The sequence below is a fragment of the Actinoallomurus purpureus genome (genome assembly GCF_024055795.1).
Taxonomy (GTDB): Bacteria; Actinomycetota; Actinomycetes; order Streptosporangiales; family Streptosporangiaceae; genus Actinoallomurus; species Actinoallomurus purpureus.
In genome coordinates this window covers 42,714-57,829 of the sequence record NZ_JAMXMY010000024.1, presented here as the reverse complement: position 1 = coordinate 57,829, position 15,116 = coordinate 42,714, and the positions used below count along the sequence as shown (strand labels likewise).

17 protein-coding genes are annotated in these 15,116 nt (G+C 66.1%); 12 read left to right on the top strand and 5 right to left on the bottom strand.

Annotated features, from left to right (window positions below):
- A complete protein-coding gene (locus NE236_RS44800) occupies window positions 1–1,023 on the bottom strand; it encodes an NADP-dependent oxidoreductase (protein ID WP_252846446.1) in 1,023 nt (340 codons plus the stop codon).
- A 925-nt stretch (window positions 1,024–1,948) separates the two neighbouring features.
- Here NE236_RS44800 and NE236_RS34570 point away from each other — a divergent pair.
- From NE236_RS34570 to NE236_RS34550, 5 genes are read left to right on the top strand one after another with little or no spacing between them, the layout of a single operon-like run.
- The gene (locus NE236_RS34570) at window positions 1,949–3,388 is read left to right on the top strand and encodes a phenylacetate--CoA ligase family protein (protein WP_252846445.1); all 1,440 of its coding nucleotides are present in this window, start codon (window positions 1,949–1,951) and stop codon (window positions 3,386–3,388) included.
- Window positions 3,389–3,414: 26 nt separating this feature from the next.
- Window positions 3,415–3,951, top strand: a complete 537-nt coding sequence (locus NE236_RS34565) for a hypothetical protein (protein ID WP_252846444.1) — start codon at window positions 3,415–3,417, stop codon at window positions 3,949–3,951.
- On the top strand, window positions 3,948–5,174 hold the full coding sequence (locus tag NE236_RS34560; protein ID WP_252846443.1) for a cytochrome P450: 1,227 nt from the start codon (window positions 3,948–3,950) through the stop codon (window positions 5,172–5,174). The genes NE236_RS34565 and NE236_RS34560 overlap by 4 nt, the downstream gene beginning before the upstream one ends.
- Window positions 5,175–5,210: 36 nt before the next feature.
- On the top strand, window positions 5,211–5,567 hold the full coding sequence (locus NE236_RS34555) for a VOC family protein (RefSeq protein ID WP_252846442.1): 357 nt from the start codon (window positions 5,211–5,213) through the stop codon (window positions 5,565–5,567).
- A gap of 43 nt (window positions 5,568–5,610) precedes the next feature.
- A complete protein-coding gene (locus tag NE236_RS34550) occupies window positions 5,611–6,843 on the top strand; it encodes a cytochrome P450 (RefSeq protein WP_252846441.1) in 1,233 nt (410 codons plus the stop codon).
- A gap of 97 nt (window positions 6,844–6,940) precedes the next feature.
- Here the strand turns inward: NE236_RS34550 and NE236_RS45335 are convergent, their stop codons facing one another.
- From NE236_RS45335 to NE236_RS34540, 3 genes are all read right to left on the bottom strand, one after another.
- Window positions 6,941–7,144 (bottom strand): hypothetical protein, encoded by a 204-nt coding sequence (locus tag NE236_RS45335; RefSeq protein ID WP_443612862.1) that lies wholly within the window; start codon window positions 7,142–7,144, stop codon window positions 6,941–6,943.
- Window positions 7,135–7,545: a spore-associated protein A gene (locus NE236_RS34545; protein WP_252846440.1), complete on the bottom strand. Its 411-nt coding sequence runs from the start codon at window positions 7,543–7,545 to the stop codon at window positions 7,135–7,137. The genes NE236_RS45335 and NE236_RS34545 overlap by 10 nt, the downstream gene beginning before the upstream one ends.
- 505 nt (window positions 7,546–8,050) lie before the next feature.
- Window positions 8,051–8,464: a hypothetical protein gene (locus NE236_RS34540; protein WP_252846439.1), complete on the bottom strand. Its 414-nt coding sequence runs from the start codon at window positions 8,462–8,464 to the stop codon at window positions 8,051–8,053.
- A gap of 804 nt (window positions 8,465–9,268) precedes the next feature.
- Here NE236_RS34540 and NE236_RS34535 point away from each other — a divergent pair.
- Window positions 9,269–10,093 carry a C39 family peptidase gene (locus NE236_RS34535; protein WP_252846438.1) on the top strand — a complete coding sequence of 275 codons (825 nt, stop codon included), beginning with the start codon at window positions 9,269–9,271 and terminating at the stop codon, window positions 10,091–10,093.
- A 202-nt stretch (window positions 10,094–10,295) separates the two neighbouring features.
- On the opposite strand, the gene NE236_RS34530 is transcribed toward NE236_RS34535, so the two are convergent.
- Entirely contained in the window at window positions 10,296–11,483 is a 1,188-nt protein-coding gene (locus tag NE236_RS34530) for a helix-turn-helix domain-containing protein (protein ID WP_252846437.1), read from the bottom strand.
- A gap of 139 nt (window positions 11,484–11,622) precedes the next feature.
- Between NE236_RS34530 and NE236_RS34525 the strand changes: the two genes are divergently transcribed.
- The 6 genes from NE236_RS34525 to NE236_RS34500 all read left to right on the top strand — a co-directional run bounded on the left by NE236_RS34525 (window position 11,623) and on the right by NE236_RS34500 (window position 14,866).
- A complete protein-coding gene (locus NE236_RS34525) occupies window positions 11,623–11,895 on the top strand; it encodes a hypothetical protein (RefSeq protein ID WP_252846436.1) in 273 nt (90 codons plus the stop codon).
- A 165-nt stretch (window positions 11,896–12,060) separates the two neighbouring features.
- Window positions 12,061–12,462 (top strand): spore-associated protein A, encoded by a 402-nt coding sequence (locus NE236_RS34520; RefSeq protein WP_252846435.1) that lies wholly within the window; start codon window positions 12,061–12,063, stop codon window positions 12,460–12,462.
- A 40-nt stretch (window positions 12,463–12,502) separates the two neighbouring features.
- Window positions 12,503–12,643, top strand: coding sequence for a hypothetical protein (locus tag NE236_RS34515; RefSeq protein ID WP_252846434.1), 141 nt, complete (start codon window positions 12,503–12,505; stop codon window positions 12,641–12,643).
- Window positions 12,644–12,760: 117 nt separating this feature from the next.
- Window positions 12,761–13,978, top strand: a complete 1,218-nt coding sequence (locus NE236_RS34510; protein ID WP_252846433.1) for a helix-turn-helix domain-containing protein — start codon at window positions 12,761–12,763, stop codon at window positions 13,976–13,978.
- A 128-nt stretch (window positions 13,979–14,106) separates the two neighbouring features.
- Entirely contained in the window at window positions 14,107–14,442 is a 336-nt protein-coding gene (locus NE236_RS34505) for a hypothetical protein (protein WP_252846432.1), read from the top strand.
- 259 nt (window positions 14,443–14,701) lie between these two features.
- On the top strand, window positions 14,702–14,866 hold the full coding sequence (locus NE236_RS34500; RefSeq protein ID WP_252846431.1) for a hypothetical protein: 165 nt from the start codon (window positions 14,702–14,704) through the stop codon (window positions 14,864–14,866).
- The last annotated feature ends 250 nt before the right edge of the window (window positions 14,867–15,116 follow it).

Genomic DNA, 15,116 nt, shown 5'->3' with positions numbered 1-15,116 from the left:
TCAGTTCCCGTCGACGAGCCGCACGAGCGATTTGCCGATCTTCGCGCCGGAGAAGAGCCTGCCGTAAGCGGTCAAGGTGTTCTCGAGGCCGTCCGTCACGTCGAACGTCATCCGCAACCTGCCCGCCTCGTACCAGGGCTGAAGGCGCCGGTTGACGTCCGGACCACGGTGGTAGAAGTCCGGGGAGAAGAACCCGGTGAAGGTCAGCCGCTTCATCAGCACCTGATCGAACTTGTACGGCCCGGGCACCGGCCCTTCCTCGCCGTAATTGGCCAGCAGCCCGCATACCGCGATCCGCCCGAACAGCGCCATGTTCTCGAGTGCGGCGTCCAGAATCGCTCCGCCGACGTTGTCGAAGTACAGGTCGATTCCGTCCGGGCACAGGGCGCGCAACTGTTCGGCGACATCGCCGTCCTGGCGATTGACCGCCGCGTCGAATCCCAGTTCCTCGGTGATCCACGCGGCCTTCTCCGCCGAACCGGTGATCCCGATGACCCGGCAGCCGAGCTGAGCGGCCACCTGCCCGGCGAGCGCGCCGGTGACCCCCGACGCCGCCGACACGACGAACGTGTCGCCTGCCTTGGCGGCACCGTACTCGGCGACGCCGAGGTAGCTCGTCCAGCCGTTCGGTCCGAACACCGCCAGGTGCTGGCGGGGGTCGTCGATACGCCGGCTCACCCGCTCGACATACGTATCATCGGGCCGGGCCACCGAGAAGTCCGACCACTGCCCGTACGCACGCGCGAGATCGCCCTCGCGGAAGTCGGGATGGCGGGAGGCGATGACCTCGCCCAGCACCATTCCGATCACCGGGGAACCCAGCGGCGTCGGCGGCGAGTACGAGTCCTCGCGTGCGCTCATCCACATCCGCGTGCCCGCGTCGAGCGAGAAGTACGCGTTACGTATCAGCACATCGCCGTCGACGAGGTCGGGCGTCTCGTCCTCCACCAGGTCGAGAGCGGAGGCGTAGTCGTCGCCGACCGGCCTCCGGACGAGCTTCCAATAGCGGTTCTTCTCGCCCACCGCGCATCCTTTCCACCACGTTCAGACGGTCGGCCACTGTCCGAATCGCGCGTGGAGCCTATGGCCGTCGCCCGCTGGACCACCACGTGATGTGATCAGACTCATAGAGATCACTCGGCCCTGGATCGTCGGCGGCGGCGCGCAGGGCAAGTGTGAGCCCGCCCGGCCAGAGGCTCCAGCAGGCTCGGCAACCGACCGGCCGGCCCCCGGCACCCGACCGCGCCTCAAGCTCAGCGATCCGCGCGTTCGCCTCATCCAGCCGAGCCGAAAGCTCCCCTACCACGCAGCAAGCTGCTCCTGTCCACAAGGACAGAGAATTGTCATAGAAAACCTTGACAGACGCCCGCGAGGTCCGGAATCATCCTTTTGTGGCGTCCGAATCCTGACGGAATAAATTCACTGACTACTCACCCTCTTTCCCTCGCAACAGTTGACCTGCGGCATGGTTACGAATCGTGAACTTTCGATCACGTCAGAAGGTGAAGCGTCGCGCTGTGATGAGCCCTCAAGGTATTGACACCCGTTACTCGGAAGTGTCAGCCAGGTCGTCATTCGGATACACGTTGGCGGTAAACGGCTTTTGGGCCCTGCAGGTAAGTGAAGTGCACATCCCGTAACGTCGACTTCTTGCCCTTTCCGATGCCCTCCCCTAAAGCGCCGTGATCTGGCCGAACGCCGACACTCCGGAAGTTTGAGTCGTTCTGCCCCGCCCCGCCCGTTTCGATAGGTCCGCCCGTCGATGGGCATTTGATCTCCGCTGGCCCGGCCATGCCTTATTGCCCGCGAAACGGAGTTGTCGCACAGCGCCGAGCTTCAGTGGCGGCGGCGTTGCGTCGGACCGACGAGACGGAGCGGCAGTGTGCTCGCTCGACGTCACTGGTCGATCTCATCTGGAGGCACCGTGCTACTACTGCGCGATGAGAAAGTGCGTACCGACTACGTGAACCTGCTGGAATCCCACCTTCGGACCGTTCGGGATGTCCACGCCGGTCGTGGTGACCTGCGCGCGCTGCAGGCACGGAAGTTCCTGGGCACCCTCGCCGTCGCGGCACATTCCAAGCTGTACGCGGAATCCCTGCGTGCATGGCGTGCCGACGGAGCGATCGCCGCGGCCGAACTGCTGCCCGCCGATGTCGTGCTCAGGGAGACGCTGCCCACGGTGCCATTCCTTGGCCGTGGTGAGCTGCGAGAACGGTCCCGTGACGCGTTCACGAGACAAATCACCAGCTTCCTCCACTACTACGAGTCATCTGGCACCACCGGCGATCCGGTCGCGGCACCCAAAGCGATCGACGACCTGATCGTGAACACGGTGAACATCGGCGAGATGTGGGGGCGGATGCTCGGCCCTGCGGACTCGGCGCTGATTCTGATCAACGGTCCGTTCGCGCCGGCCGGGTACCAGTTCGAGAAGGTCCTGGAATATCTCGGCGTGATGTCCATGCGCCTGTGGGTCGACAACGTCACCGGTGATTACACACGGGTACTTCGGCTGACCCATGAGCTGCGTGCCAACATCTATGTCGGCACGGCCTCACGGCTGTTGGAAATGCTGCACTTCGCCGTCCGTAGCGGTGTGGCGCTGCCGCGTTTCGACCGGCTGTTGCTGATGGCGGAGCAGACCGGTGCCAACCTTCTGCGGCACGTCGAACGGCTCACCGGTGCGACCGCCTACGTCGCCTCCTACGGCTCGTCGGAAACGGGGACGACGGCGGTCACCTGCGAGCGGGGGCGACTGCACCTTCAGGTGCAGAGTTACCTGCTGGAACTGCACGATGAGCGCGGGACCCGGCTGGTGGACGGCACCCCTGACAGCGGCGAACTGGTCGTCACCACCCTTGACCTGCCGGCACGCCCGCTGGTGCGTTACCGAACCGGCGACCTCGTCGAGACGACCGGGGTGCGGTGTCCATGCGGGCTGGCGCTGCCGGTAATCCGTACGCTCGGCCGGCAGCAGGACGTGCTCACGCTGGGCAGCGCCAACGTGCGGCAGGAGGACTTCGAGGCGGCGCTGTGGTCGGACGGTGAGCCAGGGCCCTACGTGCTCAACTACATGTTGGTCGTTCGCGGCCAGGACGTCGTCTGCCTCGTGACCACGGACCGACCGCCGAACGACGCGTGGCTCGCATCGATGACGGCACGCCTAGGAACACCGTTCACCGGACGTCGTTTCGCTGTGCGCGTCGTGGACACGCTGCCTCCGTTGGCCACGATGGGGTCCTATGTCGGCTGGAAGCTGTCCCGTGTGCTGGATCTGGACGAGGTCCGAATGTGGGACACCCTGCCGGCGCCCATCGAGGCCGTGCTGTTCGAAACTCTCAACCAGGTCGAGGCGTCCACTGGCCTGCGCCCTGGCAACGGCTGAACGTGTCGTGGAAAGGATCATCACCCATGGAACCTGACCCGAGCCCGATGACCGACGCGGAAAAGACCCAGTTCGTGTTGGGGGTGTATTTCCGTACCCAGGCCGCCATCGAACGTTACCTTGGGCCGGCTGCGCTTCCGCAGTGGACGGAGCACGTGGCGAGCATCAACGCCGAAGCCACACGCAAGCGCATCCCGGACCGCGTCGGCCAGGCGCGTGATCTACTGACCGGTCTGGAGACCATGTTGGAGGTCTACGACTCGGACACCACTCGCACTGAAGAACCCGATCGCTCCCAGCTCACCGTGCGCCGTTGTGGCATCTACGACTACCGGGAACGCGCCCAGCGTCAAGGCGTCCAGCTGACGTTGAAGCGGCCATGCGAATACTGCGTCGATCTGCACCACCGGACCGCCGACCAGCTCGGCGTACGGGTGGAGCACGAACTCGGCGAGCGCAGCTGCCAGTGGGTCGCCTATATACCGGCGGGCGAGGAGGAGTCGTCTACAGCGGATGAACGCGGCGGGACATCTGGCCTTTCTGCGGAGAGGCCGCCGTCATGACCGCGAATTCCACGCTGCCGCTGCCGCTGCCGCTGCCGTACCGTCGCGAGGCGGGATGCCCGTTCAATCCCGACCCGGAAATGCGCAGGCTACGCGCACAAGAGCCGATCGTGCGGGTGTCCATCAACGGCGGGGACCTCGTTTGGATGGTCACCCGATTCGACGACGGCCGGGCGATACTCGGTGATCACCGGTTCAGCAGCGAGCTCACCCCTCTGGGCATCGTCCTCCCGGCGCCGGAGAACCGCACCCTTGCCGAAGAGTTGCGCGACCAGCAACCCGGCACGTTCATTGAATGCGACCCGCCGGAGCACACCCGGCTACGTCAGATGGTCGCTGGGGAATTCACCGTTGCGGCGATGAGGCGGCTCCGCCCTCGGATCGAGGCCATCGTGGACCACTACCTCGACGTGATGGCGTCCGCCGGGCCGCCGGTCGACCTCATCGATGTGTTCGCGCTGCCCGTTCCGTCGACGGTGATCTGTGAAATGTTGGGCGTGCCGCCGGACGGCGGATTCGACTTCGCCGGTCTCACCCGAATCATGACGGACGTAATGTCCAGCCTGGAGACGTTGATCCCGGCGCGCGACGCACTGCGTGCTGGGATGCGGGAACTGGTCGCGCGCAACCGTGAGCATCCCGGAGACAATCTGCTCGGCCGGATCATCAGGGAACACGGCATCGGCGTCACCAACGAGGAACTGGTCGGCATCGGCAACCTTCTGCTGGTCGCCGGGCACGAGACGACCGCGAATATGCTCGGCATCGGTACCCTCGCGCTGTTCCGCCATCCGGAACAGCTGGCGATGTTGCGGGACGACCCGCGGATCGTCGAGCGCGCGGTCGATGAACTCGTGCGGTATGTCTCCATCCCCAACCACGGCGAGATCAGGACGGCCACGGACGATGTAACGATCAATGGGACATTGATCAAAAAGGGCGAGCAGGTGCTGGTTTCCATACCATCGGCCAACCGGGACGAGTCCAGGTTCCCCGACCCGGACCGTCTCGATTTCACCAGGGCCCCGCGCACCCACCTGGCCTATGGACACGGTATCCACCACTGCGTCGGCGCGCCCCTGGCACGGCTGGAGATGCACCTGGCGTTTCCCGCGTTGCTGCGCAGGTTCCCATCGCTGCGGCTCGCGGTGCCGTTCGAGGACGTCTCGTACCGCCGATCCAATGTCACGTACGGAGTCCACTCGCTACCCGTCACCTGGTAGCGGACCGCCGACCGGAACTGTCGCCTGGAGTGAGCAATGTCCAACATCACCGCGGTGATCGCCAGGGTCCTGGTGGCCGATCTCGACGCGGCCATTCCGTTGTACCAAGCCCTTTCCGGTGTCGACCGGGTCCAACGTTTCGGTTTCGCCGGCGTGCAACTGGCCAGCGTGGGGCCGTTCTTGCTGCTGTCCGGCCCGGACGCGGCCAGGTTCACCAATCGGGTGGCCACGCTGTTGGTGGCCGATCTCGCGCCGGTGGTTCACGAGATCACCCGGGCGGGCGGCGACATCCTGGAAGGACCGGCACCGGGACCCAACGGCGACCGAATGATCGCGCGGAATCCGGACGGTGCCGTCTTCGAATACATCCAGACCGGCACGTCGGCCGAATGAGGTCGACGCGACCGACCGCACGACTCAACCCACGGGAGAGGCCATGACCATAGACACGACTCCATCAGCCCCATTTCTCGATCTACACGACCCGCTGTTCGCCTTCGACGGTGAGGAGATCGCCGCGGCACGGGAGGCGAACTGGTTCGCCCCCAGCCCCATCGGACCGATCGCGCTACGGCACCGCGAGGTGTCCGAACTGCTGCGGGACCATCGCTTCCGGCTGGGCGGCGAAGCGTACATGGCGTTGTTCGGCATCACGGAGGGCCCGCTCTTCGACTGGTGGACGCATACTTTGATGAGCGTGGACGCGCCCAGCCACAAGCGCCTGCGTGGTCTGCTGAGCAAAGCTTTCACGCCCAGCGTGGTGGAGGGTCTGCGACCGTTCACCCGCGCGGCCGCGGCGCGCCTGGCCGATCAGATCGCCACCTCCGACGAGCGTGACTTCGTGACGTCGTTCGCCGATCCACTGCCGGCCCTGGTGATGTGCGAGATGCTGGGTGTGCCGTTCGAGGATTACGACCAGTTCCACGCCTGGTCCGGTGATATCGGTCTGGCGTTCGCCACCGGGTTGACGGAGGACGTCGTGCGCGTGGTGGAGAGCGGAATCGAGGGCATGGGCGCCTACGTCGAATCGCTGATCGCCCGCCGCCGACGAAATCCAGGCCGCGACCTGCTCTCCGCCCTGATCGCCGCGCAGGCCCAGGATGGCTCCCTCAGCGCCGCCGAGCTGAAAAATCTCGTCCTGCTCCTGGTGTGGGCGGGGCAGGACACCACGTCGCGGCAGCTCGGGCGGGCGCTGGTGGCGTTCAGCCAGCACCCCGCACAGTGGACGCTGTTGCGCCAGCGACCGGAATTGCTGCCCCAGGCGGTCAACGAGGTGCTTCGCTGGACGCCTCAGTCGCGGCTGATCCAGCGCTTCGCCAATGTGGAACTCACCTACCAGGACCTGCATTTTCCCGTCGACGGAGTAATCTTCTGTTGCGTCCCGTCGGCGAACTACGATTCGCGTGTATTCGAGAATCCGTACGAATTCAACATCCGCCGGGTACAGTCATCTCGCCAGTTGGTCTTCGGCGGCGGACTTTATCACTGCCTGGGCCACGCACTGGCCCAGTTGGAAATCGCCGAGGGTTTGTCCGCCCTCGCCGAACGGCTCGGCACGCCGACAGTGTCCGGGCCGATCGCCTGGCGGCCGCAAATGGCCATGATTCATGGTCCGGATTCGCTGCCGCTGGTGTTCGCGGACTCTGACACGGTGCCCGCGCCCAACTGATGACGCGGGCAGGGGCCTGGCCTGCAGCCGCGCGAAGGTGCCGTCGAGGTCGGCGGTGGTCAGGATGATGCGGGCGTAGGTGCCCTTGGCCATCGTTTTATGGGTAAACCTCGCAGGCGACGCCTTCGCTGACGTAGCCGTACCTCACTACCGCGTTGTTCCGCTCATCGACGGAGGTCGTGTAGAAGTGGTCGTGAATAACCGGGTTCCAGAGCCGGAACAGCGGCGTGGTTCCGAGCCGCGGGACCGCGTACACCCAGGCCGCGACGCCTTCGTCGACGAGCGCTTCCCCTAACCGCAGTGCACACCGTTCACGACACGGTCGGCGTCGCTGCCGATCTGCCCCTCGAGATCGATGCAGGTGTTTGCGGCCGAGACGTACACCGGACCCGCGTAGTACTTGAAGTCGCCGAAGTCTGGCGTCCAGTAATCGCCGGACCGGGCGATGGACACCGACTTGTAGGTCGTCGTTCCGTACGTGCTGCCGACACCGTAGGCGAGGGCACAGTTCTTCCCGGAAGCGGAGCTGTAGTAGAGCTCCAGGGAGCCCTTCTTCACACCGCTCTTCGTGGAGATGTCATAGACGTCGATCCGCGTGTAGCCGCTTCCACAGGGACCGGTCGCGTACGCCGGTGCGGCCGCGCCGACGGCCCAGGAGGAGGCCAGTGCGACGGTCGCCGCTACTGCGATTCTGCGACGCATGGACATGTGTTTCCTTTCCCCAATGATCATGAATGGGTTGATCATCGCATACGGAGTCTCCCGCCTGGCTTCCGGCTGGGTTGACCACCTGGGCACGTCCTGCTCGTCTTTCGGATCGGCGAGGAGCCACTGCGCCCGACGCGAGCATTCGGCCACGACGTCTCGTTGGTCGCCCACCGATGGCCGATCGGACGCATCGCCGATCTGTTGCGGGACGCCGGATTCGCCGAGGTCGCTCGAACGACACGCGCGCCTGCCGGTGAGGCCGAAAGAGGCCCAGCGCGGCTATTTCCTCGCCCGCAAACGCAGACCCCGCCCGTCATCCCCCTGCGCCGCGACCTCCTGAGCGAAGACGCGGGGATGCCGCACCGAAAGCTCGGCAAAGTCCCGAGTCGGGACGGACATCGCAGGACGTTCCACCCTGCCCCGGCGTCCTTTGCCGAGCTGTGTGCACGCACATCCAGGGGGCCGACGGGCGACGAGCGATGCCCCGGCGATGTCGTCTCTAGTGGCAGTGGACGTTGTTCTCGAGCGCGTAGGCGTCGGTGCCGATCTGCGCCTCAAGGTCGATGCACACGCCCGCGGCCGAGACGGACACCGGACCCGCGTAGTACTTGAAGTAGCCTTGGTCGGGCGTCCAGAGCGGGTCGGTGGATCGGGCGATCTTGACCTGCTTGAAGGTCGTCGTGCCATACGTGCTGCCGACGCCGTACGCGAGGGCGCAATTCTTCCCGGAAGCGGAATCGTAGTAGAGCTCCAGGGAGCCCTTCTTCACACCGCTCTTCGTGGAGATGTCGTAGACGTCGATCCGCGTGTAGCCGCTTCCACAGGGACCGGTCGCGTACGCCGGTGCGGCCGCGCCGACGGCCCAGGAGGAGGCCAGTGCGACGGTCGCCGCCATTGCGATTCTGCGACGCATGGACATGCGTTCCCCTTCCCCAACGATCACGAGCGGGTTGATCATCGCATAGGAGGTCTCCCGTCCGGCTTGCGGGCGGATGAATGCCTGGCCTGCCTGACCACCCGATCTGAGCCGTGACGGAGCCGAACTCAGAAGGCCTGGTCGTACACCAGTCCGAGTGCCGGCTCAGCGACGACGCCGACGGGGAGGGCCACGAGGAGCCCACGAGCGAGGCAGCCGGTCCAGAAGAGCAGGATCCCGTGCCCGCCGCCCGCGAAGTACCCTCGCGTCGCACGCCGGCACCCGTTCGACCACGACGTCTCGTTGGTCGCTCACCGATGGCCGATCGGACGCATCGCCACGAACTGAAAGCTCGGCAAAGCCCAGGTCGGACCGGACATCACGGGACGTTCCCCGCTGTCCCGGTGTCCTTTGCCGAGCTATGTGCACGCGCTCAGGCGGCTGACCGGCGATGGCTGACCAGACTGTGCAGGCGCTCCGAGTCGGTGACTTTTCTCAGGTGCGGGTCGAACCAGCCCCCAGGCCCGACGGCGACGTCTTTCTGGAAGCCGGCCGCCCACCGACCACAACTTGATCTTGTTTTGTTGATCTTGGATCCGTATTTTGGCCGATGCAGGAATTTTGCGGCGATCCCCCCGAAGGAGCAAAGTGAGAATACCTGTCGTGCTAGCTGGAACGGCCGTTGCGTCAATCCTGCTGGTAGCACCGGCCGATGCTGCAAGTTGGGGCGGCCAGAGCGGAGCCAAGTACGAGACCTGCACCAACTCTCGTACATATAAGAACGTCGCATACACCGCGTGCATGCAACACAACGCTGGGTTCGCCAAGGCCCGAATCGTCATTCGCGTCAAGACCTCGGCCAAGCGAGCGGTCAAGGGCGGTGTCTACCTTCAGGTGCCCGGGAAGTCGGACATCAGCAGCACGGTGACCTGCTCGGGAACCCTGGCAAAGGGCGCCAATAAGCAGTGCTCGACCACGTGGCTGCCCGCCAATCGGGTCGTCCAGAACGGCAACGGCTACATCATCATCGCCGGCAGCAAGCGTCCGACGATGATCCTTCGTGGCATGCACGCGAACGGCAAGAAGCAGGAGAACTCCGCGAAGTACTGCGGCCCCGCGACCGTTCAGGCGGCGCTATGGACGATCAAGGGCTCGGCGCCCTCGCAGAACACGCTGGCCAGCACCAGCAACCTGCAGACCAACCGGTACGGCTTCACGTTCCCGAGCAAGCTGGCGGGGGTGCTCAACAAGTACAAGCCGGGGTCGATCGACAAATATCACCTGTACGACTTCGGGCCGTCCGGCCAGTCGTCGGAGCTGGCGTTCAAGCAGATACACCAGTCGATCGCGAACGCCAACCCGGTCGTGTACCTCGTTGACCCGTCCAAGCTGCCCTGGTCCAGCAACCCGACCGGAACAAACATCCGTCATTACATCCTGCTGTACGGCAGCGCCGGATACCACACGACCAGCGACACCAACCTCAACGGTGGGTACATCGTGGACCATTTCTCCGCCTGGGACCCGGCCAGCGGCAGCAACCACAACATCACCGTCCCCCAGCTGATTCACGCCTCCACCGCGTCGCAGTACATCGACGACGACCTCGTCTTCGCCGCGCGATAACCCCTCCCACCTCGCGCCGGCCCGAATTCCTCTGGTCCAGCGACCCCCGACACAGGTGTCGCCACTCACCACGAGTGGCGGCACCTGTGTGCCACCGACTCGCCGCGCCTGTCACCAGCGGAAACTCGTACACCACGTCCGTGGACGCAACCGAACCCGCCGGGGCGTCTGATGCACGCCGGTGCGTCGTAGACCGCAGTCTCTACTCGTCGATGCCGATCGCCTCGACGAGTTGTCTAAGACCTCGGATCCGTGATGGCGGTTCCCGGCGCCGCATCTCCGTGACGATTTCCCGCGCGACGCCCTGATACGGCAGCCATCCCGGCGCGCGCCGATCGATCCGCAGCAGCGTCGATGCGGCTTCCTCATCCCGCTTGACGGCGTACTGGGCGTGCGCGACGTCGAGTAGGTGACGGGTGCACCACGCCGTTGGCAGCGACGCTGACGGCGGCACGTCATCGGCGAGTCTGAGTGCCTTACGCGGGTCGCCCAGCTCGACGGCGGAGCGCACAGCGTGCATTGCCACGTTGGTCGGCCCGGACACCGTCCATTGGTCGATGCGGTCATCACCGATCCGGCGGCCGACCGCTCCGGCAAGGCTGATCAGATCGTCGACCATGTCCGCGTCGTCCTTGCGAGATGCCACCATGACGCCACGCTGAAGCAGTCCGCACCACACCGACAGGTCCTCCGGTGATGCGCTCCCGAACCGGGCAGGCTCGGCTTTGTCGGCGGCTTTGAGCGTGATGCCCTGGGCGTCGTCGAGACGGCCCTGCCGGCTGTAGATCCACGCCCAGGTGTCGGCGGCACGAGCGGTCGTCGCAGAGTCGCCTGCGTTGTCCGCGGCGACCTGTAGCCGATCCGCGGCGACGCACGCGAGATCTTCGGAGCGGATGCCCAGAAGCAGCATCGCCGCAAGTTGGTACGCCTCGGCGAGCAGCCTGTACGCGCTATCTCCCGGCTCCTCTTGAGCGCGAATACGGGCACCATCGATCAAGTCGGGTAGGACTCGCGCCAACAGCACGTAGTCGCCACACTGGTGCAGCCTCCACGCCTCATCCGCGCTCAGCCGTACCTCGGTTTCGGTGGGGAGCTCGGCGATGTGGGAACGGCCAGCGGGAGTGAGCGCACGGCGTAGCTCACTGATCCCGGCACCGGCATTGCTCGCGTCGTTGGCCGTAGGGCCGTCGAGAAGCGCCGAGACCTGTACGTCGAGCGCACCTGCAATGGCCTGCAAGCTGCCGATCCTCGTCGACCGGCGTTGGTTCTGCTCAAGCTTGCGAATGAGGTCGACGCTGACGCCGGACCGTTCGGCAAGCTCGGCTTGCGTGAGGTGTCGTTGCCGGCGGAGCTTCGCTACCCGCTCGCCGATGGTGAGGCCGTCGCCCATGACTTCAGAGTAGGACGTGCGGTCCCACAACGACGCTTACTTTGCGTTGAAAGACTGGGACGCTCTGGCACTTCTGCGCTGTGACCGGCGCAAATAGCGTGCTCAGTACGTCGACCCGGTGCAACTCAGGGAGTGACAGATGCACGCACAGGAAAACGGTCCCACCCCGCCGACCGCCACCGTCAAGGGCTTGGTGCTCAAGCTCGCGCCGCTGCTCATCCAGGACGGCCTGAACGTCGCGGTGCGTTGGGATGGCGTCGTCGAGGTCCGGAACCCCGGCGACACTCGGATGACGCAGCCGATCGTCGTACGCGAGCACCAGGGCGGCCTTTGGTACCACTGGCAGTGGTCCGGGCCGACCCGTGACGGCGCGCCTACACCGCGTTCGCCGCGTGCACCGCCGGCCCAGTGATCGTCGACGACCCCCACGCAACGGACACGACCTCGTGAGCTGCCCTCAGCAGGGGTGGAGTGACCAGCAGAGGTTGCACATCGAGCGCATGCACGGACGTGTACGATCATTACGCCCGTCGTTACGATCATTACCCCCATTTCAACGTTAATGAGGACGGTTTCTGTGCGGAAGTTCAACAAGGGGGCCGTGCTGGCCCTGGCCGGTGCGGCTGCCGTCGCTGGCTCCGTGGCCGTCAGCACTCCCGCAATGGCGGCATCGTCGCCGATCGCGGCGTGCGGCGGCGGCTCGTACCATGTGATTGACACCCACGATCTGGGCGCGGCCACCATCTACCTGATGTACAACGGCAGCACCAACTGCGTGGTCACCTGGAAGGACAGCTCGAACTCCACCTCCGTCGAGGCTTGGCTACGGCGCCAAAGCGACGGGAAGATCGTCTACGACGTGGGTAACTACTCGACCTACGCCGGTCCGGTGAGGCTCAGCGCCGCAGGATCGTGCATCGGGTGGGGCGGTCACTACGGCTCCACTCAGTGGATTTCGGACTGGTCGCACTGCGGCTGACCAGCACATCTCCCAGGCGAGGATTCGCCTAGGTTCGGTAGTGCCAAGGCGGACAGATCTTCAGGCCCGGACTCCTCGCCTCGTCAACCTGTTCGCGGACATCGTCGACGACAAGATCGACCAAGATCAGGCTCCCGCGCCGGGTACCCGGCACCTACGTCTCGTCGGCCGCGACGAGTAGCCAAACGACAGAGAGGCCCCGCCGGGTTCGCCTGGCGGGGCCTTCGTGTTCCCCGACCGGGCCTTGCATGCGCGCGTAGCCTGGTCGGTAGCTGATGGAACAACCAAAGGGTAAGCGATGGACCTTCGCCCCGACCTGTCCATTGGTGACCGGCTCAAGGTCGCCCGCCGGCACGCTGAACAGACGCAGGAGCAACTCGCCGAGCGCTCCGGTGTGAACGTCGACACGATTCGCAAGCTTGAGCAGGGCCAGCGGCAATCCGCGCGGGTGTCCACCATGAACGCCCTGGCGAACGCCCTCGGCATCGAGACGTCCGCGCTGCTGTTCGGCGTCGCTGAGCAGGAGCCGGCCCGGCAGGATCCGAATATCAAGCGCATCCGCAAGGCTCTGGCGCCCGTGCACGACTTCGCTCCCGCCGTCGACCACGCCGAGGAAGACGAGGCCCCGGACGTCACGACGCTGCGGCGCGGCATTGAGGACGCGTGGGGCAACTATCACGCCGGCGACTTCGTCGCCCTCGGCGAGATCCTCCCCGACCTCATCACCGAGGCCCGCGTGGCGACCCGCGAGCATACGAACGGCACGGCGACCGAGGCCAACGGTGTCCTTGCCAAGGCCCTCCAGCTCGGTGCACACACGATGGTCCAGAGCCGGCACGAAGACCTCGCCCTGCTCGGCCTCGCCCGTGCTCAGGCGCCGGCTGAACGGTCCGGTAGTCCCCTGATGCCGGCCATGCTCGCCAACAGCGTCTCGTGGATCTTCCTCCGAACCGGCCGACTCGCCGACTCCGAACGGGTCGCGGTGGCGACCGCGGACGGCATTGAACCGAGCTTCCGCAGCTCGCCACCGGGCCACGTGGCGGTGTACGGCGGGCTCCTGCTGTCGGGCCTGACGGCAGCGGCCCGGCATGAGCGGTATGACGATGCACGCGAGCTCCTCGCCGTTGCGCGGGCGGCGGCCGACCGGATCGGCGACGACTCGACCGATCGATGGACCACCGTGTTCGGCCCGACCTCCGTCGCGATGCAAGCCGCGTCCGTCGAGGCCGCGGCTGGAAATTGGGGCAACGTCCTCGCCATGGCCGAACGGGTGCCGCTGTCCGGGAAGACTCCGGTGTCGTGGAAGGTGCGCTTCCTGCTCGACATCGCGCACGCCCGTGCCGAGACGTACCGTGACGCTGACGCCGTCGAGACGCTGCGGACGATCCGCGCGATGGCGCCTGGCTGGATACGCCGGCATGGCTTGGCGGTGGCGATCGTCCGGCAGTTGCTCGACCGGCCCAAGCCACCGCGCGGCATCTTCGCTCTCGCCGACTTCCTCGGGGTCGCACACTAGGACGCACCCCTCCAATCGCGGATGAACGCCATGCTGGCGATGGTGGGTTCCGTCCCTGTCAGCCTCCTGCCTGCCCTCCCTAGTGTCCTGGTCAAGCTGATGGACACGCGGACACTGGGAGGCAAGAGGTGCACGCACAGGACACGAATCCCTCACCATCGATCGACGCGGTCAAGGGCTTGGTGCTCAAGCTCGCGCCGCTGCTCATCCGGCACGGCCTGAACGTCACGGTGCGTTCGGACGGCGTCGTCGAGGTCCGGAACCCCGGCGACACTCGGATGACGCAGCCGATCGTCGTACGCGAGCACCAGGGCGGCCTGTGGTACCACTGGCAGTGGTCCGGGCCGACCCGCGACGCACCGCCCGAGTACGAGCCGATGGTTCCCGTCGAGGACGTCGACGAGGCGGCCCGCCGTCTCGGCAACGTCCTCCACATCGCCGAGACTGCCGGGGCCGAGCAGTGATCGCGGGTATCCGCCGACTCGCCGGCATCGAGCCGGCCGGACCGACGCGTCCTCCGGTCCGCCGTTCGATCGTCACGGACCCAAGTCTCCAGGATCTCGCCGCGGTCCAGGCGGCGTGCCGCGGCTGGGCGGTGATGTGGTCGAGATGGCGGCGCGCCTACACCGCGTTCGCCGCGTGCACCACAGGCCCAGTGATCGTTGACGACCCCGACCCGATGCGGCTCGTGCAGCGGTGCCGGGCGATCGAAGCGGCGGCCACATGAGCCTCGCCGACGAGGTCGGAGACTTCCGACGCATGCTCGATGAGGTGTCCGTCGTCGGGCACCCCAGCCGCAAGGCACAACTCACCGCGCTCGAGCGCCTCATCCACCTGTTCCCCGAGGAGGCGCGGGCGATCCTCGCCCGCCTCGACCGGGGCACGTAAACGTGGGCGCGTCCCGCGTGGCCATCGCAGGATCCGCCCCGACCGGATCGACGGGATGCGCCCACCCGACCCCCGTACGGCCGGACCGCCCCGTTTCTGCCGTACGGTGCCGACCGCGCGCTCGGACTCGGCGCCTACGTCGCCGCGACGCTGGCCCGCAAGCGGGGCGCCCACGCTGGGCATGCGGCTGGGCTCTGCGGCGACGAGGACCGCACGTATCACGGGGTGCAGCGCGACGACGACGCCAAGA